General features: G+C 62.9%; 23 protein-coding genes. 8 read left to right on the forward strand and 15 right to left on the reverse strand.

From position 1 onward, the window contains the following. Positions 1-2 precede the first annotated feature (2 nt). On the forward strand, positions 3-965 hold the full coding sequence (locus U0029_RS06955; RefSeq protein WP_012417883.1) for a threo-3-hydroxy-L-aspartate ammonia-lyase: 963 nt from the start codon (positions 3-5) through the stop codon (positions 963-965). Here the strand turns inward: U0029_RS06955 and U0029_RS06960 are convergent. Genes U0029_RS06960 through U0029_RS06970 form a run of 3 tightly spaced genes read right to left on the reverse strand, consistent with a single transcriptional unit; the run spans position 951 to position 4,272 of the window. Then, the gene (locus U0029_RS06960; protein WP_114852750.1) at positions 951-2,348 is read right to left on the reverse strand and encodes a sigma-54-dependent transcriptional regulator; all 1,398 of its coding nucleotides are present in this window, start codon (positions 2,346-2,348) and stop codon (positions 951-953) included. The two genes, U0029_RS06955 and U0029_RS06960, sit on opposite strands and share 15 nt — an antisense overlap. After that, entirely contained in the window at positions 2,348-2,677 is a 330-nt protein-coding gene (locus U0029_RS06965; RefSeq protein ID WP_249037550.1) for an ATP-binding protein, read from the reverse strand. The genes U0029_RS06960 and U0029_RS06965 overlap by 1 nt, the downstream gene beginning before the upstream one ends. Continuing rightward, the gene (locus U0029_RS06970) at positions 2,647-4,272 is read right to left on the reverse strand and encodes a sensor histidine kinase (protein WP_249037551.1); all 1,626 of its coding nucleotides are present in this window, start codon (positions 4,270-4,272) and stop codon (positions 2,647-2,649) included. Before U0029_RS06970 ends, U0029_RS06965 begins: the two co-directional genes overlap by 31 nt. A gap of 240 nt (positions 4,273-4,512) precedes the next feature. Between U0029_RS06970 and U0029_RS06975 the strand changes: the two genes are divergently transcribed. From U0029_RS06975 to U0029_RS06995, 5 genes are all read left to right on the forward strand, one after another. Continuing rightward, positions 4,513-5,850: a dicarboxylate/amino acid:cation symporter gene (locus U0029_RS06975; RefSeq protein WP_012417880.1), complete on the forward strand. Its 1,338-nt coding sequence runs from the start codon at positions 4,513-4,515 to the stop codon at positions 5,848-5,850. A gap of 163 nt (positions 5,851-6,013) precedes the next feature. Continuing rightward, entirely contained in the window at positions 6,014-6,568 is a 555-nt protein-coding gene (locus U0029_RS06980; RefSeq protein ID WP_114852751.1) for a methylated-DNA--[protein]-cysteine S-methyltransferase, read from the forward strand. Next, a complete protein-coding gene (locus tag U0029_RS06985; protein WP_012417878.1) occupies positions 6,565-7,251 on the forward strand; it encodes a 2OG-Fe(II) oxygenase in 687 nt (228 codons plus the stop codon). The genes U0029_RS06980 and U0029_RS06985 overlap by 4 nt, the downstream gene beginning before the upstream one ends. A gap of 5 nt (positions 7,252-7,256) precedes the next feature. Further along, complete coding sequence (locus tag U0029_RS06990; RefSeq protein WP_012417877.1) at positions 7,257-7,883, forward strand: DNA-3-methyladenine glycosylase family protein; 627 nt, start codon at positions 7,257-7,259, stop codon at positions 7,881-7,883. Then, entirely contained in the window at positions 7,867-8,571 is a 705-nt protein-coding gene (locus U0029_RS06995) for a 2OG-Fe(II) oxygenase (protein ID WP_039051949.1), read from the forward strand. The genes U0029_RS06990 and U0029_RS06995 overlap by 17 nt, the downstream gene beginning before the upstream one ends. A 73-nt stretch (positions 8,572-8,644) precedes the next feature. On the opposite strand, the gene U0029_RS07000 is transcribed toward U0029_RS06995, so the two are convergent. The 7 genes from U0029_RS07000 to U0029_RS07030 form a co-directional block, all read right to left on the reverse strand. After that, positions 8,645-9,250 carry a Maf family protein gene (locus U0029_RS07000; RefSeq protein ID WP_012417875.1) on the reverse strand — a complete coding sequence of 202 codons (606 nt, stop codon included), beginning with the start codon at positions 9,248-9,250 and terminating at the stop codon, positions 8,645-8,647. A 4-nt stretch (positions 9,251-9,254) separates the two neighbouring features. Beyond that, positions 9,255-9,725, reverse strand: a complete 471-nt coding sequence (rlmH, locus tag U0029_RS07005; protein ID WP_012417874.1) for a 23S rRNA (pseudouridine(1915)-N(3))-methyltransferase RlmH — start codon at positions 9,723-9,725, stop codon at positions 9,255-9,257. 3 nt (positions 9,726-9,728) lie between these two features. Further along, positions 9,729-10,139 carry a ribosome silencing factor gene (gene rsfS, locus U0029_RS07010; protein WP_012417873.1) on the reverse strand — a complete coding sequence of 137 codons (411 nt, stop codon included), beginning with the start codon at positions 10,137-10,139 and terminating at the stop codon, positions 9,729-9,731. A gap of 37 nt (positions 10,140-10,176) precedes the next feature. Then, positions 10,177-10,770: a nicotinate (nicotinamide) nucleotide adenylyltransferase gene (nadD, locus tag U0029_RS07015; protein WP_114852769.1), complete on the reverse strand. Its 594-nt coding sequence runs from the start codon at positions 10,768-10,770 to the stop codon at positions 10,177-10,179. Beyond that, complete coding sequence (gene hemF, locus U0029_RS07020; protein ID WP_114852752.1) at positions 10,767-11,681, reverse strand: oxygen-dependent coproporphyrinogen oxidase; 915 nt, start codon at positions 11,679-11,681, stop codon at positions 10,767-10,769. Before hemF ends, nadD begins: the two co-directional genes overlap by 4 nt. Further along, on the reverse strand, positions 11,678-12,979 hold the full coding sequence (gene purD, locus U0029_RS07025) for a phosphoribosylamine--glycine ligase (RefSeq protein ID WP_039051948.1): 1,302 nt from the start codon (positions 12,977-12,979) through the stop codon (positions 11,678-11,680). Before purD ends, hemF begins: the two co-directional genes overlap by 4 nt. Positions 12,980-13,082: 103 nt before the next feature. Beyond that, complete coding sequence (locus tag U0029_RS07030; protein ID WP_012417869.1) at positions 13,083-13,814, reverse strand: YebC/PmpR family DNA-binding transcriptional regulator; 732 nt, start codon at positions 13,812-13,814, stop codon at positions 13,083-13,085. 212 nt (positions 13,815-14,026) lie between these two features. Between U0029_RS07030 and U0029_RS17275 the strand changes: the two genes are divergently transcribed. Further along, positions 14,027-14,341, forward strand: a complete 315-nt coding sequence (locus U0029_RS17275; protein WP_407655216.1) for a helicase HerA-like domain-containing protein — start codon at positions 14,027-14,029, stop codon at positions 14,339-14,341. Positions 14,342-14,538: 197 nt separating this feature from the next. On the opposite strand, the gene U0029_RS07035 is transcribed toward U0029_RS17275, so the two are convergent. Continuing rightward, positions 14,539-15,912, reverse strand: coding sequence for an aspartate aminotransferase family protein (locus tag U0029_RS07035; protein WP_114852754.1), 1,374 nt, complete (start codon positions 15,910-15,912; stop codon positions 14,539-14,541). Positions 15,913-16,025: 113 nt separating this feature from the next. On the opposite strand from U0029_RS07035, the gene U0029_RS07040 reads away from it, so the two are divergent. Then, on the forward strand, positions 16,026-16,958 hold the full coding sequence (locus U0029_RS07040) for a 2-hydroxyacid dehydrogenase (protein WP_114852755.1): 933 nt from the start codon (positions 16,026-16,028) through the stop codon (positions 16,956-16,958). A gap of 49 nt (positions 16,959-17,007) precedes the next feature. On the opposite strand, the gene U0029_RS07045 is transcribed toward U0029_RS07040, so the two are convergent. Genes U0029_RS07045 through U0029_RS07060 form a run of 4 tightly spaced genes read right to left on the reverse strand, consistent with a single transcriptional unit; the run spans position 17,008 to position 21,712 of the window. Beyond that, positions 17,008-18,489: an aldehyde dehydrogenase gene (locus U0029_RS07045; protein WP_012417865.1), complete on the reverse strand. Its 1,482-nt coding sequence runs from the start codon at positions 18,487-18,489 to the stop codon at positions 17,008-17,010. Beyond that, positions 18,486-19,373: a DMT family transporter gene (locus tag U0029_RS07050; protein WP_012417864.1), complete on the reverse strand. Its 888-nt coding sequence runs from the start codon at positions 19,371-19,373 to the stop codon at positions 18,486-18,488. The genes U0029_RS07045 and U0029_RS07050 overlap by 4 nt, the downstream gene beginning before the upstream one ends. Next, positions 19,370-20,632, reverse strand: coding sequence for a Zn-dependent hydrolase (locus tag U0029_RS07055; RefSeq protein WP_114852756.1), 1,263 nt, complete (start codon positions 20,630-20,632; stop codon positions 19,370-19,372). Before U0029_RS07055 ends, U0029_RS07050 begins: the two co-directional genes overlap by 4 nt. A 15-nt stretch (positions 20,633-20,647) precedes the next feature. Continuing rightward, positions 20,648-21,712: a histone deacetylase family protein gene (locus U0029_RS07060; protein WP_114852757.1), complete on the reverse strand. Its 1,065-nt coding sequence runs from the start codon at positions 21,710-21,712 to the stop codon at positions 20,648-20,650. Positions 21,713-21,723 lie beyond the last annotated feature (11 nt).

A 21,723-nucleotide genomic window follows, 5' to 3' on the forward strand; every position in this document is an offset into this window, starting at 1 on the left:
TCATGCAAACACTTCCCACCTATGATGATGTCATTGCCGCCGCCGCCCGTATCGAAGGCCATGCGCACCGCACGCCGGTCGCTACATCGCGCCGCTTGAACCAGGAGCTTGGCCTAGAGTTGTTCATGAAGTGCGAGAACCTGCAGCGTATGGGGGCCTTCAAGTTCCGTGGCGGGTTCAATGCCTTGTCGCGGCTCAATGAGGCGCAGCGCCGTGCGGGTGTGGTGGCTTTCTCCTCGGGCAATCATGCACAGGCCGTGGCGCTGTCCGCCGCGCTGTTGGGGATTCCGGCCACCATCATCATGCCGGAGGACGCACCGGCTTCGAAGGTTGCTGCGACCCAAGGTTATGGCGGCAATGTCGTGTTCTATAACCGCTATACCGAAGATCGCGAGGCCATCAGCCGCAAATTGTCCGAAGAAAAAGGCTTGACCTTGATCCCTCCTTACGATCATCCCGACGTGATCGCAGGCCAAGGTACGGCGGCCAAAGAACTGTTCGAAGAGGTGGGTGAGCTTGATGCTTTGTTCGTTTGCCTGGGAGGGGGCGGCTTGCTGGCGGGCTCTTTGCTGGCGGCCAAGGCGCTATCGCCCGCTTGCAAGGTCTATGGTGTGGAGCCTGAAGCGGGTAATGACGGGCAGCGTTCTTTGCGCAGCGGCGAGATCGTGCATATCGACACGCCTAAAACCATTGCTGACGGTGCGCAGACGCAGCATCTGGGTCAATTGCCGTTTGCCATCATCCGCCGAGATGTGAGCGATATCGTGACGGTGAGCGACGAGCAATTGGTGGCCGAGATGCGCTATCTGGCGCAATTCCTGAAGTTGGTTGCCGAGCCGACGGGCTGCCTGGCGATGGCTGCCGCGCGCCAGGCGCGCGAGCAGTTTGCCGGCAAACGCGTGGGCGTGCTCATTAGCGGCGGCAACGTAGATATGGCGCGTTTTTGCGCGCTATTGAGCGCCTGATCCGCGGAGATAGTCCTGGCGGTCGATGCCATGTCTTTGCAGCTTGTCGTAAAAGGTTTTGCGCGGCAGGCCCAGGGCATCGAGTGTGGCCTTGACCTCGCCGTGATGGGCGGCGAGTGTTTGGCGGATGATTTCCGCCTCGTAGCGCTCCAGCCTCTGCGGCAGCGGCAGCGGCAGCTGGCTTTCGGCCGCAGCTGCGGCCGGGGCCGGATTGAGTACGCCCAGTACGAAACGCTCTGCAAAGTGCGCCAGTTCGCGGATATTGCCCGGCCAGTTGTGCGTGTGCAGATGATCGCGGATGGCATCTGTGACGGGCGGCACCTCGCAATGAAAGCGGCGCGCCGCCTGACCGACGAAATGCGCGAATAATAGCGGGATATCGTCGCGCCGCTCGCGCAGCGGCGGCAGATGGATGGTAACGACATTCAGGCGATAGAACAGGTCTTCCCGAAAGCTGGTCCGCATGGAGGGGTCACCGAGGTCGGTCTTGGTGGCGGCCACTACGCGCAAATCCACCTTGCGAACCTCATTGGTACCCAGGGGGGTGACCTGGCGGGTCTCCAGCACACGCAGCAGCTTGACCTGCACGGTTAGCGGCATGCTCTCGATTTCATCCAGGAACAGGGTGCCGCCACTGGCGTACTCGATACGGCCGATGCGTTTTTTGTGCGCGCCGGTAAAGGCGCCCGGCTCATGGCCAAAGAGTTCGGATTCGATGACGGTTTCGGGCAGCGCGCCGCAATTGATGGCCACAAAGGGATGGCTGCGACGGCGCGATAGCCGATGTAGCAGGGTAGCGACGACCTCTTTACCCGTGCCGGTTTCGCCTTCTATCAGGACATCTACATCGGCGTCGGCAATATGCCGCAGCGTTTGCTTGATGCGTTGAATGGCCGGGGTGATGCCGATGAAGGGCGTTTCATCGGCATCGGCTTGCGTGGCGGCTGCGCGGAGTTGCCGGTTGGCCAGCACGAGCCTGCGCTTTTCGGCAGCGCGGTGTATGGCAGCCACCAGCAAGTCGGCAGGATAGGGCTTGGAAAGAAAGTCGTAAGCGCCGTCGCGCATGGCCTGCACAGCCATGGGGATATCGCCATGACCCGTGACCAGAATGACAGGTATGTCGGGATCGATGTCGCGCAGACGTTGGAAAAACGCCAACCCGTCGATACCGGGCATACGAACGTCGGTGACGACCACGCCGCCGAACTGGGCATCGATCTGAGCCAGCGCCGCCTGGGCGGAACCATAACCCTGAGCCCGCATGCCATGCAGCAGCAGCGTTTGCATGCCGGCGTCCAGCGCATCGGGGTCGTCATCCACCAAAATGACGGTAGCTGCGGCCGATGTATCCGGTACCTGGCTGAGGTTGGGCGGTGTGTTCATCAAGCGGAGTCCGTGTCGGGGGCGCGGCGCAGGCGCATCAGAAAAGTTGCGCCACCTTGGGCGCCGTTGCGGGCGGCCAGGGTGCCGCCGCATTCGGTCAGAATGTCACGGCAGATCACCAAGCCCAGGCCCAGGCCTTCGGGCTTGGTGGTCTGGAAGGGTGTGAAAAGTTTTTCCAGCACATGAGCCGGGATGCCGGGCCCATTGTCGGTCAGGGCAAGTTCGACGCTATCTTCGCTCGCCGTAATACGCAGGCTCAGGCGTGGCGCGTGAAGCGTTGCGTCTAGCGCATTCTGCATCAGGTTGACCAGCACCTGTTCCAGGCGCATGCGGTCAGCCCAGACGCGCAGGCAGGCGGGGGCGTGTAATCGAGAACGGCATTCTGACGCTGTAGGCGAGGGCTCATGAGCAGCAAGGCGCCGCCTACCGCATCGCGCAAGGCTAGCGGTGCAATATGGGCAGCCGCCTTGCGAGAAAACGCTCGTAGCTCGCCGGTGATGCCGCCGATGCGTTCGGTTAGCTGCGCGATGGTGCGCAGATTCTTGAGGGCGCTGCTACCGTCGCCGCGCTCCAGAAAGGTTCCGGCATTATCGGCATAGGCGCGGATGGCCGAAAGCGGCTGGTTGATCTCGTGGGCGACACCGGCGGCGACCTGGCCCAGCAAGGCCAGTTTATTGGCCTGCACGAGTTCATCCTGCATCTCGTGCAGCCTTGTTTCGGCGCGCTCGCGTTCGTCTATCTGGGCAAGTAGTTGTTCATTGCTGCTGCGTAATTGCCGGGTGCGGATGTGCACCCGCCGTTCCAGCCGGGTTTTAGCGGCAGATTGCGCGCGCACCCGTTCATGCGATAGGCGGCGTCGGTAATAGATGATGGCGCTGGCCGCATAGAGGGCAGCCATGAGCAGCAATACGGTCAGTTGCACATTGGAGACGACGCGCCGCACGTTGGCTTGCACAGGCATTAGCGTATGCAGTGTCCAGCGGGGCGAGGCAGGGACAGGCATGGCGCTGTGCATCAGCAAGGTGCCGGCTGGCAGTGTTGGTAAGGCTGTGGTGATCCGGGTGAGGGCGTGAGGCGGAGCATGAGCCAGGCTGGGGGCGAGCGGCAGGGCGGCCAGCGTGGCTTCTCCGAACTGCAGGCTGTTACGCAAGGTTTGCGCCTGCTCGGGAGGCAACGGCGCCAGCGAGCGGAACTGCCATTGCGGCACATTGCCGATCAGGACAATCCCTTGTTCGTCTGTCACGAACAAGGGATTGGGCAGCGCACGCCAATCGGCTTCCTGCTGGCCAAACTCCATTTTCAGCACAATCACACCTAAGGGGCGCCCAGCCCGATCTTCAACGCGCCGTGACAGATACAGTCCGGCCTCGTGGCTGGTGGTGCCCAGGGCAAAGTACTCTGCCTGCCCTTCGTGCAGCGCGCGGGTGAAGTAAGGGCGAAATCGGTAGTCCATGCCCTGAAAGGTCAGCGGCTCGCGCCAGTTGCTGGCGGCAATGGCCAGCCCCTGCCTGTTAAGCAAGTAGATGACCGAGGCGCCGACGCTGCGGCTCAGCTCATCGAGTTTGCCGTCCAGGGCTTCGATGGCCTGCGCATCGGGCAAGGCCAGGACATCGCGCACTTCGGAGTCGCGCGCCAGCACATCGGGCACGGCGCGGAATTTTTCCAGGCTGCTGCGTAGCGCCACGGTGTTCAGCTGCGCCGACGCGTCGGCGCGCTCTGCCATTTCGTTTAGCGCGCGGTTTTCCGCCCATTGCGTGGCCAGCAGCATTACCACGATCAGCAAGGCCAGCGCGGACAGTGTCCAGGCTGCGGCGCTGGACCAACGTTTTTTTCGTTGCGTCGCAGCATCGATGCGCGGCTTTGGGGTAGGGGGTGGCGGAGAGGGGCGGGCTTTCACGATGCGAAAGTGTGCGGGATTTCGCACATTTTAGCGCCTGCTTGTGCGCTTTGCCGCCCATGGTGTTTTCGGCGCTATCGGATGCATCAAAAAAAGACAGATAGATCAATTGTTTGGATCTGTCTTTTGGACGCCTGAAGTTGGCATGGAATTTGCAAATAACTAGGGTGGCGCCACGCAATATGCGTGGGCAAACCATGGCAAAACAATCCCGGCTCAGGGCTGCTGCAGTGCAATAAGTGCCGGGAATACTGGTGGGGACACCCGATGATTGAAGTGGATCAAAGCGCCGGCGCTCCGGTGCGTAAGCATAAGTTCTATCAAATTCTGTATGTGCAGGTACTCGTCGCCATCGTGATTGGCGTGTTATTGGGCTATTTCAAGCCGGATTTGGGCGAGGCGATGAAGCCGCTGGGCGATGGCTTCATCAAGCTGGTGAAGATGATCATCGCGCCGGTGATCTTTCTGACGGTGACCACGGGTATCGCCGCCATGAGCGACTTGAAAAAAGTCGGCCGCGTGGCAGGCAAGGCGATGGTGTACTTTCTGGTGTTCTCGACCCTGGCCCTGATCATTGGCATGGTGGTGAGCCATATCGTTCAGCCGGGCGCGGGCCTGCACATCGATCCGGCATCGCTGGACCAGAAGTCGGTGGCCGGTTATGTGACTAAGGCGCATGACTCGACGATCACGGGCTTCCTGCTCAACATCATTCCGGCGACCATGCTCAGCCCCTTCGTCGGGGGGGACATTCTGCAGGTCTTGTTCGTGGCGGTGCTATTCGGTCTGTCGCTGGCCATGGTTGGTCCGCGTGCGCAGCCCATCACGGACTTCTTCAACGCCTTGTCGGCGCCGGTGTTCAAGCTGGTTGCCATCTTGATGAAGGCCGCGCCTATTGGTGCCTTTGGCGCCATGGCTTTCACCATTGGCAAGTACGGTATCAAGTCCATCGTCAACCTGGCGATGTTGGTCGGTACCTTCTACGCCACGTCGGTGCTGTTTGTGGTGGTCGTGCTGGGTATGGTGGCACGCTACAACGGCTTCTCCATTATCAAGCTGGTGCGTTACATCCGCGAAGAACTGCTACTGGTGCTGGGCACTAGCTCGTCGGAAGCGGCGCTGCCCACGCTGATGGAGAAAATGGAGCGCGCCGGGTGTTCGAAGTCGGTGGTCGGCCTGGTGGTCCCCACGGGTTATTCCTTCAACCTGGACGGCACCAATATCTATATGACGATGGCCGCGCTTTTCATCGCCCAGGCTTGCGATATCCCGCTGTCGTTGGGAGATCAGATTCTCCTGCTCTTAGTGGCGATGCTGAGCTCCAAGGGGGCGGCGGGTGTTACCGGCGCAGGCTTCATTACGTTGGCGGCAACGCTGTCTGTCGTGCCGACGGTGCCGGTCGCGGGGATGGCGCTTATCCTGGGTGTGGACCGCTTTATGTCCGAGTGCCGCGCCTTGACCAATCTGGTGGGTAATGCCACGGCTTCGATCGTGGTGGCGCGCTGGGAAGGCGAGCTGGACAAGACGGCCTTGCATGTCGCGCTCAATAGCGATGGCGAACTGCCCTCCACGGACCCGACGAGTCCGGCCCGGCAGGGCCATTGATGAGGGCAGCGGCCGCGCCTTGGCGCGGGCCGGATGCCAGTGAAAAGACCGGGCATAGCGCCCGGTTTTTTTTGGGGGCGAATTTCGAGCGCAAGAAACGGGGTTTGCGTGGCTCAAACCATGCTTAGACTGAGGGCATGTCACAGGCTTCGGAGCCGCCATCATGTCTACCTGCAGCCCTCCTTTTTTTCAACTCAAACTGCGTGCGCCGGGGCAGCCAGTGGCGGGCCCCATCCGTTATGTCTGCGGCCCGATAAGGCTGGGCCGTGTGCTGATCGGCCTTAGCCTGGAGGGGGTCTGCTGTATTTTCATCGGTGATAGCGACGCAGCGCTGCGGCTGCAACTTGAGTCGGTGTTTTCGACGGTGCCGCTTGTGCCGGTCGAGCATGCGCCTGAACTGGCGCTGATCACGGATTTTCTTGACCTGGGTCGGGCGGCGGGACACATCGAGCTTGATGTGGGGGGCACGTCGTTTCAGCAGTCGGTCTGGCAGGCCTTGTGCGACATTCCGGCCGGGCAGACGCGCAGTTATACCGAGGTGGCGCAGGGCTTGAAGAGGCCCGAGGCCGTACGCGCTGTGGCGGGCGCCTGTGCCGCGAATGTGCTGGCGGTGCTTATCCCCTGCCATCGGGTGTTGCGTCAGGATGCCAGCCTGACGGGTTACCGTTGGGGTATTGAGCGCAAGCGTCTATTGCTGGAGCAGGAGCGTGCCCGATGAGGTCCGGTTGGGATGCCGCCGAGCGCGAGTTGGATGCCAGTGGCTATGCCGTGTTGCCGGGGTTGCTGGACCCCGCCGCTTGCCAAGCGTTGGCGGCGACCTACTCGCACAAGACGGGCTATCGCAGCCGGGTGGTCATGGCCCGGCATGGTTTTGGGCGGGGAGAGTACAAGTATTTTGCTTATCCCTTGCCTGATCTGCTCGATGGTTTGCGCCACGGGCTTTATCAGCGCCTGGCGCCTATCGCCAATCGATGGAACCGGCATTTGGGTCTGGCAACCCGGTATCCGGACCACCTCGCCACGTTTCTTGCGCAATGCCATGCGGCGGGACAGCGGCGCCCGACGCCCTTGATGCTTCAGTACGGTCCGAATGACTATAACTGTCTGCATCAAGACCTCTATGGCGAGTTGGTGTTTCCCTTGCAGCTGGCGATTTTGCTGTCCGAGCCAGGGCGGGATTTCGAGGGCGGCGAGTTTGTCATGACCGAGACCTGCGGCAAGGCGCAACGCGTCGAGCTTGTCCCTCTGAATCAAGGAGATGCTGTGGTATTTGCCGTCAATCAGCGGCCCCTGCCCGGCAAACGCGGCGGCTTTCGCCGCGCCGCCATGCGGCATGGCGTGAGCCGTGTGCTGAGTGGCCGCCGGCACACGGTCGGCCTGATTTTCCATGATGCGTGCTGAACACCATGAGCGAACAAAGCCCTGCTCGGGCAAGCCGCTTTCTGGCCAGTCTTGACGAGGATTGGGCGCGGCTTGTCTGCACTGTCGGCCCTTGCCGGCTCGAGACAAGGCCAGATCGTGAGCCTTATGAGGCCTTGCTGCGGGCGATTGCTTATCAGCAATTGCATGCCAAGGCGGGTGACGCGATCTTGTTGCGATTACAGGCGCTGGCTGGGTGTTTTCCAAGGCCTGCGCAATTGCTCGCAACAAAGCCCGAGTTGCTGCGTGCCTGCGGTTTCTCGGCGGCCAAGCTGGCCACAGTGCGTGGCATTGCTCAGGCGGCCTTGGATGGTCTGGTGCCCACCCGTGAGGAGGCGTTGCGGCTGGATGATGAAAGCCTGATCGAGCGTCTGGTCACGCTCAAGGGAGTGGGAAGATGGACGGTGGAGATGTTATTGATCTATACCCTGGAGCGCCCCGATATTTTGCCGGCCGATGATTTCGGTGTGCGTGAAGGCTATCGCCGTCTCAAGCGACTGGCCCAGGCGCCCACACCGCGCGCCATGCGCGAGATCGGGCAGGACTGGCAACCTTGGCGCACGGCAGCAACCTGGTATTTGTGGCGCATGCCGGCTCATGGTTGGCGAGGCTGATATGTTCGTGCTGGATTGGGGGCGGATAGGCGCTCAGTTGGATGAAGAGGGCTATGCCCTGATTCCGGGTCTGCTGAGGGCCGATCCTGCCTTGATGGCATTGACGCTGGACGGTCTGCGCCGAGCGCCGCTCGGCGCGGCTGGCCAGGGCAGGCTGCATTATTTTCCGTCGGCTTTACCGCCGGCATTGGCGGCGCTGAGCGCGGCCTGCCATGCGCCTTTGGAGGCAATCGCCAATCGTTGGAATGCGCGACTGGGGCAGCCTCACCGTTATCGGCTCTCCTCTCAGGCGCCTGTGTCGCAAGCGCAGATGAGCCATCTGACTGAGCTGTATCAGTCGGACTATATGGGTTTACATCCGGGTACGAACGGCGCTGCCGGTTTCCCGCTACAGCTGGCCGGCCTGTTGTCCATGCCAGGGGAGGATTTCACGGGGGGCGAGCTGGTGCTGGTTGAGCAGCGGCCGCGCATGCAATCCCGGCCGATGGTCGTCCCTTTGCGGCAGGGCGATGCTGCCATTCTCTGCGGGGGGCTGCGCCCATGCCAAGGGAAGCGCGCGGATTACCGCGTCAGCATAAAGCAGGCGATCAGCCCTGTGCGCAGCGGGCGCCGTCTGGGTTTGACACTGCATTTTCATGATGGAGCAGCAGAGGTCTGTTCCGGTCTCTTGGAGAAAGGCCGAGCTTGACGGGGCAGGGCATGCCTACCGTCGGCCATCCTGGCGGCCAAGAGGAGGCTGAGCGCTGCGCCGCGGCGACTTATCAGGGTAGCGCGATGCCCGCTCGCCGCAGCAGTTCGGCAGTTTCGAAAAGGGGCAGGCCCATGACGCCGCTATAGCTGCCGTCGATATGGCTGATGAAACTGCCAGCCAGACCCTGGATGCCGTAAGCGCCCGCCTTGCCGTAGGGTTCGCCGCTATCGCAATAGCGCTCGCGTTCGGCAGCCGTCAGCGCTCTCATGCTGACATGGGTGATGGAAACGGCTTCGTATAGCCGATCTTCATGGACCAAGACGACTGCGGTGCGCACTTCATGCTTGGTGCCGGACAGGGCGGCCAGCATGGCTACTGCGTCGCTGCGGTCCGCAGGCTTGCCCAGGACCCGGCCATCCAGGATGACGGTGGTGTCGGCCGCCAGTAGGGGCAGTGCGGGCAGGTTTTGCTCGCGCATCCAGATCTGGCCCCGCTGCGCCTTGTCGCGCGCAGTGCGCAGAACGTAGTCGGCCGCGGCTTCTCCGGGCCATTGCGGTTCGTCTTCGCCGGGCGGGGCGGGTAGGTGCAGTACGGTATGGGCCAGACCGACCTGCGTCAGCAGTTCGCGCCGGCGTGGACTGGCCGAAGCCAAATAAAGACGCGGGCAATGGTCCATGGGCTCAGGCACGGTGATAGGGATGGTTGGTCAGGATGGCCCATGCGCGGTAGAGCTGCTCGGAGAGCAGGACGCGCACCATGGGATGCGGCAGCGTCAGCGAGGACAGACGGATCAGGCCACCGCAACTGGCTTTCAGCTGGGCGTCCAGCCCATCGGGGCCGCCGACCAGAAAGGCCACGTCACGGCCTTCGCCACGCCATTTTTCGAGCTGCTGCGACAAACCCACGGTCGTGAGGTCGCGGCCGCGCTCGTCCAGTGCGATACGCAAGGCGCCCGCAGGCAGCGCTGCTTCGATGCGGCGCGCCTCGGCGGCCATCATTTGAGCCGGCGTTTTACCGCTGGTGCGCGGTTCCGGCTTGATTTCGCGCAGTTCCAGCGCGCAGTCGGCCGGCAGCCGCTTGGCGTAATCGTCCCAGGCGGTCTCGACCCAATCCGGCATGCGGGTTCCGACTGCCGCGACAATGAGTTTCAAGGCTTACTCGTTTTCGTCGTCGCCGACGGCATCGTAGCTGCCCATGATGGGGGCGGGCCGGGTGGACTCAGGGAGCAGCTTGACGCGCACCGGCTTGTCACCCCAGATTTCTTCGAGGTTGTAGTACTGTCGAATCGCCGGCTGCATGAGGTGCACGACGATGTAGCCGAGGTCGACCACGACCCATTCGCCAGTGTCTTCGCCTTCAACGGTGACGCCGCTCAGGCCGAGCGCGCGGCCGCAATCGGCCACGCTGGAGGCCAGCGCGCGGGTTTGGCGGTTGGAGGTGGCGCTGGCGATGATGACGCGATCGAACAGGCTGGTCAGGTGCGTGGTGCTGAACACCTTGATGTCCTGGGCTTTGACGTCTTCCAGGGCGTCGATGACGGCGCGTTGTAGTTTTTGAATATCCATGAATGAAATGATAACCCGCGAGGGAATTGGCCGCCGCTTATGCGGGACGGTAAAGGCCGTGTTCGGCGATATGACGGGCTACGCCTTCGGGCAGCAGACCCTCGGTGTTCTGGCCCTGAGCCAGGCGTTGACGGATCTCGGAGGCAGAGACCGGCATGGGCGTGAAAGGCAGTTCGCGCAGCGACCGGCCTGCCTCGAGCAGTGCTTGCGCCAGTTCGGGCGCCGCTTGCAGCGTGCTTCCCGGCCTTGTCGCCACGGCGAGATCCACATGGCGGACAATGGTTTCCCAGTCTCGCCAGGTGCAGAAATTGGCCAGTTGATCCGCTCCGAGAATCCAGGTGTAGCGCGCGTCCTGGGGTAGGGCGAGGATGGTGTCGACGGTATAGGTGGCGCCGCCGCGCTGAATTTCACTGGTGTTGACCGCTAGGCCCGGCAGGCCGGCAATGGCGGCGTTGATCATGGCCAGCCGGTCTTGGGCGGTGGCAGCGAGCGGCGCGCGCTGCCACGGATTGGCTGCCGGGACGAGCTGCACCTCATCGAGTTGCAGATGGGCGAGGGCGCTTTGCGCCAGCGTCACATGGGCGACATGAATGGGGTCGAAGCTGCCCCCCAGCAAGCCGATGCGTTTCAAACCCATTCCCGGGGCGTGAGGTAAGCAGACAGTTCGGCCTCTGGCGTGCCGGGCTGCGGCTGCCAGTCGTAGCGCCAATGGGCGGCCGGCGGCATGGACAGCAGAATCGATTCGGTGCGCCCGCCCGATTGCAGGCCGAATAGCGTACCCCGGTCATACACCAGGTTGAATTCGACATAGCGGCCGCGCCGGTAAGCCTGGAAGTCGCGCTCGCGTTCGCCATAGGCTTGCGCCCGGCGGCGTTCGACGATGGGCAGATAGGCGTCGAGAAAGCTGTCGCCGACTGAGCGCATCAAGGCGAAGGAGGCGGGGAAACCGGCCTCATTGAGGTCATCAAAAAAGATGCCGCCCACGCCACGCGTTTCTTTGCGGTGCTTGAGATAGAAATACTCGTCGCACCAGCGCTTGAAGCGCGGATAGTAGTCCGGGCCGTGTTGGGCCAGCGCATCGCGGCACACGGTGTGAAAATGGCGCGCGTCGTCTTCGTAGGCGTAATAGGGCGTGAGATCCAGTCCGCCGCCAAACCAGAATACATCTTGCTCATCGTGGCCGGGGCGCGCCGCGGCCACGAACATGCGCACATTCATGTGCGTGGTTGGCACATAGGGATTGCGCGGATGCAGCACCAGCGACACACCCATCGCCTCCCAGGAGCGGCCCGCGAGTTCGGGTCGGTGGGCGCTGGCCGAGGGGGGCAAGCGCGTGCCGGTAACGTGGCTGAAAAGCACGCCGCCGCGCTCGAGGAGTTGGCCGCCCTCGATCAGTCGCGACAGACCGCCGCCGCCTTCGGGGCGTTCCCATGCGTCACTGCGGAAGGACTCGCCGCCGGTGGCCTCCAGCGACGTGACGATGCGGTTCTGCAGGTTCAGCAGATATTGGCTGACGGCGGAGGTGTCTACGAAGGCGCTCATACCTTGGGCTTTTGTTGCGAAGGTTTCAGGGCGCGCCAGCCGATGTCGCTGCGGTACTGGCGGCCATCGAAGTGAATCTGATTGACCGCTTCATAGGCGCGCTCACGCGCCATGCGAACCGAATCGCCCAACGCCGTGACGCACAATACGCGTCCGCCGGTGGTCTTGACCTGATCGCCATCGCGTTCGGTGGCCGCATGGAAAACCATGCAATCAGCGGTTTCCGCGGGCAGGCCGTTGATGACGCCACCGGTGCGCGGCGTGCCAGGGTAGTTGGGGGCAGCCAGCACCACGCCCAGGGCGGTGCGGCGGTCCCAGATGATGTCGGCCTGGTCCAGCGTGCCATCGACGGCGTGCTCCAGCGCATCGAGCAGGTCGCTCTTGACGCGCATCATGATGGGCTGGGTTTCCGGGTCGCCCATGCGGCAATTGAATTCGAGCGTCTTGATGGCGCGATCGGGATCGTCGCCAGGGGCGATCATCAGGCCGGCATACAGGAAACCGGTATAGGGGATGCCGTCGCGGGCCATGCCCTGTACGGTCGGCAAAATGATTTCGCGCATGATGCGGTGATGCAGCTCGGGCGTCACGATGGGGGCGGGCGAGTAGGCGCCCATGCCGCCCGTGTTCGGGCCTTGATCGCCGTCTTGCAGCCGTTTGTGGTCCTGGCTGGTGGCCAGGGCGAGCACATTACGGCCATCGACCATGACGATGAAGCTGGCTTCTTCGCCTTGCAGGCATTCTTCGATGACAACGCGGGCGCCCGCGTGGCCAAGCGAGCCGTCGCCCAGCATGGCATCGATCGCGGCGTGCGCTTCTTCGAGCGTTGCCGCCACGACGACGCCCTTGCCGGCGGCCAGGCCATCTGCCTTGATGACAATAGGCGCGCCCTCCTGATCGACATAGGCATGGGCCAGCGCAGGATCAGTGAAGGTTTGGTAGCGCGCTGTCGGGATGTTGTGGCGCACCATGAAGGCCTTGGCGAAGTCCTTCGAGCTTTCGAGTTGGGCAGCGGCCTTGGTCGGTCCGAATATCTTCAGATTGCGGGCGCGGAACACATCGACGACACCGGCGGCCAGAGGGGCTTCGGGGCCGACGACAGTCAGTGACACACCTTCGCGTTGTACGAAGTCCGCGAGCTCCTCGGCTTGGGTGAGCGGGATGTTTTCGAGTAGATCACCCGTTTGCGTGCCGCCGTTGCCAGGTGCTACATAGACCTTGTGCACTCGCGGCGAGCGGGCAAGACGCCATGCGAGAGCGTGTTCGCGGCCGCCCGAGCCGATTACCAGGAGTTTCATTGTGCGGTGAGTCTGAAAGATGTTGCCGCCCGGCAAAGGCGCGGGTGCCAGGTCGGATAAAACGCCCCGTCCGGGCCAGCAAGGCCAGGCCGGGGCATAGGGATTACTGCGCTTCGTCGAAGACGACGTTGGTATAGACCTCCTGCACGTCGTCCAGGCCTTCCAGGGCGTCGAGCAGTTTCTGCATCTTGATGGCGTCGTCGCCGGTCAGTTCGGTTTCGCTTTGGGCCTTCATGATGACGGCGTCGACTTCGGCCTTCAGGCCAGCGGCTTCAAAGGCCTGGCGCAGCGCGGGATAGTCGGCCGGCGCGCAAATGACCTCGATGCCGCCCTCGTCGTCGGTGATGACGTCTTCAGCGCCTGCGTCCAGAGCGACTTCCATGACCTTGTCTTCGGAGCTACCGGGGGCGAACAGGAATTGGCCGCAATGCTTGAACATAAAGGCCACCGAGCCTTCCTGGCCCAGGTTGCCGCCGTTTTTGGCGAAGGCGTGGCGTACTTCGGCCACGGTGCGGGTGCGATTGTCGGTCATGCAATCGACGATGACCGCCGCGCCGCCGATGCCGTAGCCTTCGTAGCGGACTTCTTCGTAGTTGTCGCCGTCAGCGCCGCCCGCGCCACGCTGGATGGCGCGCTGGACATTGTCCTTGGGCATATTGGCGTCGGTGGCCTTGTCCCAGGCCAGACGCAGGCGTGGATTGCTGTCCGGATCAGCGCCGCCGGCTCGCGCGGCGACCGTGATTTCGCGGATGATTTTGGTCCAGAGCTTACCGCGCTTGGCGTCTTGCCGGCCTTTGCGGTGCTGGATATTGGCCCATTTACTGTGTCCGGCCATGGTGTCCCGATGAAAGATCGTCAAACCGTTATTTTACCGTGCCCAGGGCGGGGCCGCCGCAGCGTTACGCATCTGTGTCTCAGGCGCCACGCCTGCGAGGCCGGTTATGGCCCTAAATCGGTCCTTCGCGCCGGGAATTCCGCAGCCTGCTGATGTCCGAGCCTCTCGCCATAGCCAAGAGCCCCAAGGCGGAACTCACCCCGTCGCCGGGCATGGCCAAGCACCATCGTGATGTCACGGCTGACACGGGGGCAGCTAAGACTCTTACGCTTGCGGTGTCGGCCGAAGTGGTGGCGCGTACGGCTGTCCCGGTATTCATGGCCGATGTAAAGGGCGATTTTTCCAGGGGGCCGGGTCACCGTCGCTCAGGAGGCAGGAACGCCTGTGCAAGCCTGGGCTGTCCGAGCCATAGCGGGGGGCGAGCCCGGCGTATAGGATGCGTTTGGCGAGCGGGGCGGGCCCATGCTTGCCTCGGCATCCAGTCTAGGATTGTGGCCTGTCTGTTGACGCTCGGCGCCACTCAGTAAGACAGGCCGACATAACTCTCGCTGTCCGACGATGGGCCGCCAGCGCTTGATCTGAAAGATCTGCCGCCAATGGTGTAAAACGCGGCGGCTGCCGCTCCCCTACTCAGTCGAACCGGGCAGCCGCGCCTCGTGCGATTCGTCGGGCGCCCTGATGGGTCTTGGCGGGCGCGCATTCTGCTGCGAGCCCGCCCGGGGTATCAGGGCTGATTCGCGAGGTGGGCGGCCGTGTCGTCCAGCACGCGGGCAAAGCGCGAGACCATATCGCGCACTTGGGCGGCCGTAATGATGAGCGGCGGGCAGAAGGCCACGGTGTCCTGGATGCCGCGCACGATCAGGCCGTGGTCATGCGCGCGCTCGTAGGCGTAGGCGCCAGCCCGGCCCAGGGGGGCAAAGGGCGCGCGCGTGGTTTTGTCGGCCACCAGTTCCACGCCGGCGATCAGGCCGACGCTGCGGATTTCTCCGATCAAGGGGTGACCCGCCAGCGCATCGAGCTCCTGACGCAGGATCTCGCCCATTTCGGCGGCGTGCGAGATCAGGCCGCGCTCGTCGATGATCTTGAGGTTTTCGAGGGCGACGGCGGTGGCGACGGGATGGCCGCTGGCGGTGTAACCGTGACCGAAGCTGCCCAGGCGGCCGCTGTATTCTTGAACGACGTCCGCCACCTTGGCGTTGAGCAGCACCGCGCCCAGGGGTTGATACGATGAGGTGATCTGTTTGGACAGCACCATCATGTCGGGTTCGATATCAAAGACCTCGCAGCCGAAGCGTTTGCCCAGGCGGCCAAAACCTGTGATCACCTCGTCGGCAATCAGGAGGATGTCGTACTTGCGGCAGACGGCCTGGATTTTCTGCCAATAGGTGCGCGGCGGGACGATGACGCCGCCGGCGCCCATGACGGGTTCGCCGATGAAGGCGGCCACGGTGTCGGGGCCTTCTTCGCGGATGAGGGTTTCGAGCTCAGCAGCCAGACGGCTGGCGAAGTCTTCCTCGCTTTCGCCGGGCAGCGCATTGCGGTAATAGTGCGGACAGGCCGTATGCAGAATCTGCGGCAGCGGCAAATCAAAGCCCTTGTGATTGCCCGGCAGGCCGGTCATGCTGGCCGAGGCCACCGTCACGCCGTGATAGGCGCGTTGGCGGGCGATGATTTTCTTTTTGTTGCTGCGGCCCAGCGCATTGTTGTAGTACCAGACCAGCTTCACGACGGTGTCGTTGGCTTCGGAGCCGGAGTTGGTGAAATAGGCGCGGGCCATGCGGCCATCGGTATAGCCTATGAGGCGCTCGGCCAGCTCGATCACGCTGGGATGCGATTTATGCGTGAAGGTGTGGTAGTAAGGAAGCTCTTGCATCTGCCGAGTGGCGGCATCGACCAGGCGTGGTTCGCCAAAGCCCACCGCGACGCTCCATAACCCCGCCATGCCCTCCAGATAGCGCTTGCCCTGGTCATCGTAGACATAGATGCCCTCGCCGCGGGTCATGATGCGCGGCCCGACCTGGGCGTGTTTCACGCCATTGGTGTAGGAGTGGAGTTGGTACTGAACGTCTTGCTGTTGGGCCTGGCTGAGCTTGGACATGAAGGAGTTCCGAAAACGGCCGCACGGTGCGGTGCTTTAAATGAATCAGGGCTTTGCGCGCTGATATATCATCGAAGCATTATCCACCAATCCTACGCAGGCAGAGCCCGAACGTGAAGATCATTTTCTCCTCCAGTCATGACCTCGATCCCGCTGAATGGTTGACTCCTTTGGCGAAGGAACTGCCCGGCACCGAAGTGGTTCTGTGGCGTGAAGACCAGCCGGTGCAGGATGCCGAGATTGCCGTAGTTTGGAACCCGCCCGCAGCCCTGTTCGAGCGCGAGCGCAAATTGCGGGTGGCTTTCAATCTCGGCGCGGGCGTGGATGCGCTGTTCCGTTTGCCGACTTTGCCGGCGGATCTGCCTATCGTGCGTCTGGAAGATGCCGGGATGGCGGTGCAGATGGCCGAGTACGCTGCGCATGCCTTGGTGCGCGCCAGCCGCCAGTTCGATCAATACGAACGTTTGCAGCGCGAAGGCAAGTGGGTCGCTTTGCCCGAACTCGATCGTAGCGAGTGGCCGGTGGGCGTGCTGGGCATGGGGGTGATGGGCGCGCGCGTGGCGAGCACGCTGGCCGGCATGGATTATCCGGTGGCGGGCTGGTCGCGCAGCGGCAAGGCGCCGCAAGGCGTTGAGGCCTTTGGCGGCCGCGAGACGCTCGGTGATTTTCTCGCCCGCACGCGTGTGCTGATCAATACGCTGCCGCTTACCGATGACACGCGTGATCTGTTGTGCCGCGACACCTTGTCCAAGCTGCTGCCGGGCGCCTACCTCATCAATATGGGGCGCGGGGCGCATCTGGTCGAAGAAGATCTGCTGGCGCTGCTGGAAAGCGGTCAGATGGCGGGGGCAACACTGGATGTGTTCCGGACTGAGCCGCTGCCGGCCGGACATCCGTTCTGGACGCACCCCCAGGTGAGCATCACGCCGCATATCGCCGCGCTCAGCCTGCGCCGCGAAACGATTGCTCAGGTAGCGTCCAAGATCCGCGCTTATTTGCGCGGCGAGACTATGTCGGGCACCGTCTCGCGCGAACGCGGTTATTGAGAGCAGCTAAAAACAGGCCATGCGGGCAAGCCGCATGGCCTGCATGGTCTTACAGCTTGATCCAGGTGGATTTGATCGAGGTGTACTTTTCCAGCGCATGCAAGGACTTGTCGCGTCCAAAGCCCGATTGCTTCACGCCGCCGAAAGGCACGCTCACATCTCCATCGAAATAGCAGTTCACCCATACCAGGCCCGCACGCAACTGGCGCGATACGCGATGGGCGCGTGACAGATTGGCCGTCCACAGACCAGAGCCCAGCCCGTATTCCGACTGGTTGGCTAGCGCGACGACTTCTTCTTCGCTTTCAAAGCGTGTGACCGCCAGCACGGGGCCGAAGATCTCTTCCTTGATGATGGTCAGATCGGCGCTGGCGCATTCGAAGATGGTGGGTTCGAGGTAATAGCCGCCCGTTTCGCTGCGCACCCGCTTGCCGCCTACCCGCAAGTGGGCTTCGCGGCTGCCGGTGTCCACATAGTGCATGACGCGGGCCAGTTGGCGCTCGTCAACGATGGCGCCCATGGCCGATGCAGGATCGAGCGGGTTGCCAGGCTGCATTTTCGAGGCCCAGGCTTCCAGCTTTTCCATGAAGCGTTCGTAAATGGCGCTATGCACGTAGAGACGCGAGCCGGCGATGCAGACTTCACCCTGATTATTGAAGATGCCCACGGCCGCAGCCAGGGCTGCGCGGTCCAGGTCGGGGCAGTCATCGAAGATGATGTGGGGCGATTTGCCGCCGCATTCCAGCCAGATCTGTTTGAGGTTGGATTGGCCCGAATACTCCATAAAGCGTTTGCCGGTTGCGGTCGAGCCGGTGAAGGCCAGGCAATCGATATCCATATGCAGGCCCAGCGCACGGCCAGCAACCGGGCCAGTGCCGGGAGTGACGTTGAACACCCCAGCAGGGATGCCGGCTTCTTCGACCAGCTCCGCCAGCCGCAGGGCGGTTAGCGAGGACTGTTCGGCCGGTTTCAGGATGACGCTGTTGCCGGCAGCCAGGGCGGGCGCCACTTTCCAGCTCGCCATCAGCAGCGGGTAGTTCCAGGGTACGACGGCGGCCACCACGCCCAGCGGTTCGCGGGTAATCATGGCCAAGGAATCGCCATCGGTCGGAGCGATCTCGTCATACTGCTTATCGATGGCTTCGGCGTACCAGGCATAGGTCGTGGCCGATTCCGGAATGTCGTAGGCCAAGGTGTCGGAGATGGGCTTGCCCATGTCCAGGGTTTCGATCAGTGCCAGTTCTTCGGTGTTGTCGCGTATCAGTTGCGCCAGTTTGAGCAGGCGGGCCTTGCGTTCCCGCCGGGGCAGGCGCGACCATACGCCAGCCTCGAAGGCACGGCGTGCTGCAGCGACAGCACGGTCGATGTCGGCAGCCGAGCAAGAAGCCACCTGGGTCAGGCGCTCGCCAGTCGCCGGGTTGATGGCGTCAATAGGCGTTTCACCGCCCTCAACCCACTGGCCGTCGATATAGGCCTTGTTCTGCAGGCGCACGGCTTTGGCGCGTGCTTCCCAGTCTGCGAGTGTGGTCATGATTTTTTCCTTGGCGCAGCGCGCCGAGTCACGAGAAAAATACCGGCGCCTACGATCAATATCATGCCGGCTACCGCCAGGCCGTCAGGCGGGCGGTTGAAAAGAAAAGTGCTGAAGGCCATCGCCATCAGCAGATGGAAGTAGTTCAGCGGCGCCAGGGTGGAGGCTTCCACGCGTTGAAAGGCGGCGATCAGCAGTATTTGCGCAATACCGTTGCTGAGCCCCATGCCCAGGATGAACAGGCTGTCGCTCAGGCCAGGCCAGGGGTCCGGCAGAAAAAAGGGGGCGGGCAGCGCGGTCATCGCCAGGCAGACGAAAGCCGTATAGGCGTATTGCACCTGGCTGTCGACCTTGCCCGCCAGCTTGCGCGTGAGTACCTGAAAAATGGCGTAGGCAACGGCCGAAACAGCCATTAGCGCGGTGCCCAAAGGCGGGAGGTCCGAGCCGGGGCGCACGATGAGCAGCATGCCGCCAAAACCGGCGAATACCGCCAGCCATTTGGCCCGGCCCACGTGCTCACCCAATAGCCAGGGCGACAGCGCCACCATGATGAGGGGCGACGTGAAGTAGATGGCCGTGGCTTCCGACAATGGCATCCAGATCAGCGCAGTCATGAAACAGGTGCCGACCGTACCCAGCGCCAGACCACGCGCCAGCAATAGCGGCTTGTACGGCTGGCGGGACCAACTGGGCGCGCCGCGCCTTAGCAGCAGATACAGCGCGATGCTTGCCACCACGCCATAGCGCATCACGTTCAGAAAGGGCGCCGGGTAGTAGGCAAGCATATGCTTGGAGGCCGCGTCGAAGCTCGCCAGGGCGACGAGCGCGGCCAGAAAGCACAATATCCCGGCGGCGCGTGGTGACGCCGCCTTGTCCGGGCTCATGACTTGGCGATCCCCGCGTGACTGAGCATGGCGCCCAGCAGCACATTGGCGCCGGCTTCGAGATGCTCGGGCTTGGCGTCTTCAACCTCGTTATGGCTGATGCCATCCTTGCATGGCACGAAAATCATGGCGGTCGGGGTGACGGTGGCGACATAGACGGCATCGTGGCCTGCGCCGGTCACGATGTCCATTTCCGACAGGCCGCGGGCGCGGGCCTGATCGCGCACGGCCTCGACCAGCTCGGGCGCGAAGGGCGTCGGCGGGAAGTGCTGCACGTCTTCTAGCTCCACCTGGACCGGATAGCCGGTGGTCGCACCCGAGGCCAGCGCTTCGCAGGCGCGGCGCAGGCGGGCATCCATTTCGGCCAGAAGCTCAGCGTTTTCATGGCGCAGATCGACGGAGAACGATACCTTGCCGGGAATGACGTTACGCGAAGAGGGGTAGACATTGGCCACGCCGACCGTGCCACGGCCCTGCGGGGCGTAGTCCAGTGCGATGCGAATGACTTCCTGCATCAAGTGGGTGGATGCGTACAGCGCATCACGGCGCAGCGGCATGGGCGTGGGGCCTGCATGGGCTTCCATGCCAGTGACCGTGACGTCGTACCAGCGCAGGCCAAGCGAGCCTGTCACCACGCCGATCACCTTGTCCTCGGCTTCAAGAATAGGGCCTTGCTCGATGTGGGCTTCGAAGTATTTGCCCAGCTTGCGCTGCCCGACCGGCTCGCTGCCAGCGTAGCCGATGCGGGCCAGTTCGTCGCGCACCGACTTGCCTTCCAGATCGGTGGCCGACAGGGCGGTTTCCAGGGGGAATACATTGCAGAAAACGCCCGAACCCATCATGACGGGAACGAAGCGCGTGCCTTCTTCATTGGTCCAGATGACCAGCTCCATGGGGGCTTCGGTCTGGATGCCGCGCTCTTGCAGCGTGCGCATCACTTCCAGGCCAGCCATGACGCCGAAGCAGCCGTCGAACTTGCCGCCGGTGGGTTGCGTGTCGATATGGCTGCCGGTGGCGACAGACAGTTTGGACGGGTCCGTGCCCGGACGACGGCCGAAGATGTTGCCCACTTGGTCAACGGTGACTTCCAGACCGGCTTCGCGCATCCAGCCCGACACCAGGTCGCGGCCTTGGCGGTCGAGATCCGTCAGCGCAAGGCGGCAGTTGCCGCCTTTTTCAGTGGCGCCGATACGGGCCAGTTCCATCAGGGATTGCCACAGGCGTTCGCCGTTGATCGAGATATCCGAAATATTGCTCATCATGAATTCCTTTGCTTATGCCTTGGTCAGCGCCATGCCTTGCAAAAAGGCGTCCAGCGCGGGTCCGATGCTCTCTACCATATAACCACCTTCCTGCACCACCACGGTGGGCAGCGCCAGAGATTGGATGCGCTCGCCGATGTAGCGGTAGGCATCCAGGTCCAGTTTGAGCACGCTGATGGGGTCGTCTTTGTAGGTGTCGAAACCGAGGGCCAGCACCAGTGCCTGGGGGCGATAGTCGCGCAGGGCGATCAGCGCATTGTCCAGGTTTTGCAAAAACACCTCATTGCCCGAACCGTGCGGTAGTGGAAAATTGAGGTTGTAGCCGTGGCCGCTGCCATAGCCGCGCTCATGGGCGTAGCCGGTATAGAAGGGGTAATAGCCCGTCGGGTCGGCGTGCAGCGACAACGTCATGACATCGGAGCGCTGATAAAAGATGTTTTGCGTGCCATCGCCATGATGCGCGTCCACATCCAGAACGGCGACGCGCTTCCACGTCTGGGTCAAGCGTTGCGCAGCCGCCGCGCTGCTGTTCAGATAGCAAAAGCCGCCGGCGCGGTCGTTGTGGGCGTGATGCCCCGAAGGACGGCATAGCGCGTAGGCGGCGCCTTGGTGCTGGCGCACCCAGTCGGCGGCGGCGACGGCGTTGTGCGTCGAGCGCAGAGCGGCACGCCAGGTGTTCGGGCCGATGGGGCAGGACAGGTCGCTCAGGTAATAGCCGGTCTGCGCGACGATGGATGTCGACAGGCAGGCCGGGCGCGAGGGCAGCTCATGGCGGCCGCTGTAGTAGGGCGACAGGTTGGGCAGGACTTCGGGGCCCGGGTCAAGTCCTTCCTCGCGCAAGGCCTGCCAACGCTCGTAAGCGTGCTCGAGATAGTCCAGATAGGCGCTGCTGTGGATGCCTGTCAGCGGTTCCCGGCCGAAGTCCGGCGGGCTTTCCACCGTGATGCCGCGCGATTGCAGCATGGCGCGCAGGGTTTGCGCGCGCGCCGGCACATCGGTGGGAGAGCTGAGACGGCCCAGGCGCATGAATTGCTGGGGCTGGTGTTGTAGTTGCTCTTCAGAAAAAAAAGCCTTCATTTCTATCCTCG

The organism is Bordetella avium (genome assembly GCF_034424645.1).
Classification (GTDB): domain Bacteria; phylum Pseudomonadota; class Gammaproteobacteria; order Burkholderiales; family Burkholderiaceae_B; genus Bordetella; species Bordetella avium.

Bases quoted from the DNA above. Each gene is read 5' to 3' on its own strand.
- U0029_RS06975 (WP_012417880.1), top strand. From the start codon at position 4,513: ATGATTGAAGTGGATCAAAGCGCCGGCGCTCCGGTGCGTAAGCATAAG.
- rsfS (WP_012417873.1), bottom strand. From the start codon at position 10,139: ATGGATATTCAAAAACTACAACGCGCCGTCATCGACGCCCTGGAAGAC.
- U0029_RS07035 (WP_114852754.1), bottom strand. From the start codon at position 15,912: ATGTCCAAGCTCAGCCAGGCCCAACAGCAAGACGTTCAGTACCAACTC.
- purD (WP_039051948.1), bottom strand. From the start codon at position 12,979: ATGAAACTCCTGGTAATCGGCTCGGGCGGCCGCGAACACGCTCTCGCA.
- U0029_RS07055 (WP_114852756.1), bottom strand. From the start codon at position 20,632: ATGAGCAATATTTCGGATATCTCGATCAACGGCGAACGCCTGTGGCAA.
- U0029_RS06995 (WP_039051949.1), top strand. From the start codon at position 7,867: ATGGTTGGCGAGGCTGATATGTTCGTGCTGGATTGGGGGCGGATAGGC.
- U0029_RS07060 (WP_114852757.1), bottom strand. From the start codon at position 21,712: ATGAAGGCTTTTTTTTCTGAAGAGCAACTACAACACCAGCCCCAGCAA.
- U0029_RS06965 (WP_249037550.1), bottom strand. From the start codon at position 2,677: ATGCGCCTGGAACAGGTGCTGGTCAACCTGATGCAGAATGCGCTAGAC.
- U0029_RS06980 (WP_114852751.1), top strand. From the start codon at position 6,014: ATGTCTACCTGCAGCCCTCCTTTTTTTCAACTCAAACTGCGTGCGCCG.
- U0029_RS06955 (WP_012417883.1), top strand. From the start codon at position 3: ATGCAAACACTTCCCACCTATGATGATGTCATTGCCGCCGCCGCCCGT.
- hemF (WP_114852752.1), bottom strand. From the start codon at position 11,681: ATGAGCGCCTTCGTAGACACCTCCGCCGTCAGCCAATATCTGCTGAAC.
- U0029_RS06990 (WP_012417877.1), top strand. From the start codon at position 7,257: ATGAGCGAACAAAGCCCTGCTCGGGCAAGCCGCTTTCTGGCCAGTCTT.
- U0029_RS07000 (WP_012417875.1), bottom strand. From the start codon at position 9,250: ATGGACCATTGCCCGCGTCTTTATTTGGCTTCGGCCAGTCCACGCCGG.
- U0029_RS07050 (WP_012417864.1), bottom strand. From the start codon at position 19,373: ATGAGCCCGGACAAGGCGGCGTCACCACGCGCCGCCGGGATATTGTGC.
- U0029_RS06960 (WP_114852750.1), bottom strand. From the start codon at position 2,348: ATGAACACACCGCCCAACCTCAGCCAGGTACCGGATACATCGGCCGCA.
- U0029_RS07030 (WP_012417869.1), bottom strand. From the start codon at position 13,814: ATGGCCGGACACAGTAAATGGGCCAATATCCAGCACCGCAAAGGCCGG.
- U0029_RS07045 (WP_012417865.1), bottom strand. From the start codon at position 18,489: ATGACCACACTCGCAGACTGGGAAGCACGCGCCAAAGCCGTGCGCCTG.
- U0029_RS06985 (WP_012417878.1), top strand. From the start codon at position 6,565: ATGAGGTCCGGTTGGGATGCCGCCGAGCGCGAGTTGGATGCCAGTGGC.
- U0029_RS17275 (WP_407655216.1), top strand. From the start codon at position 14,027: ATGGCCAAGCACCATCGTGATGTCACGGCTGACACGGGGGCAGCTAAG.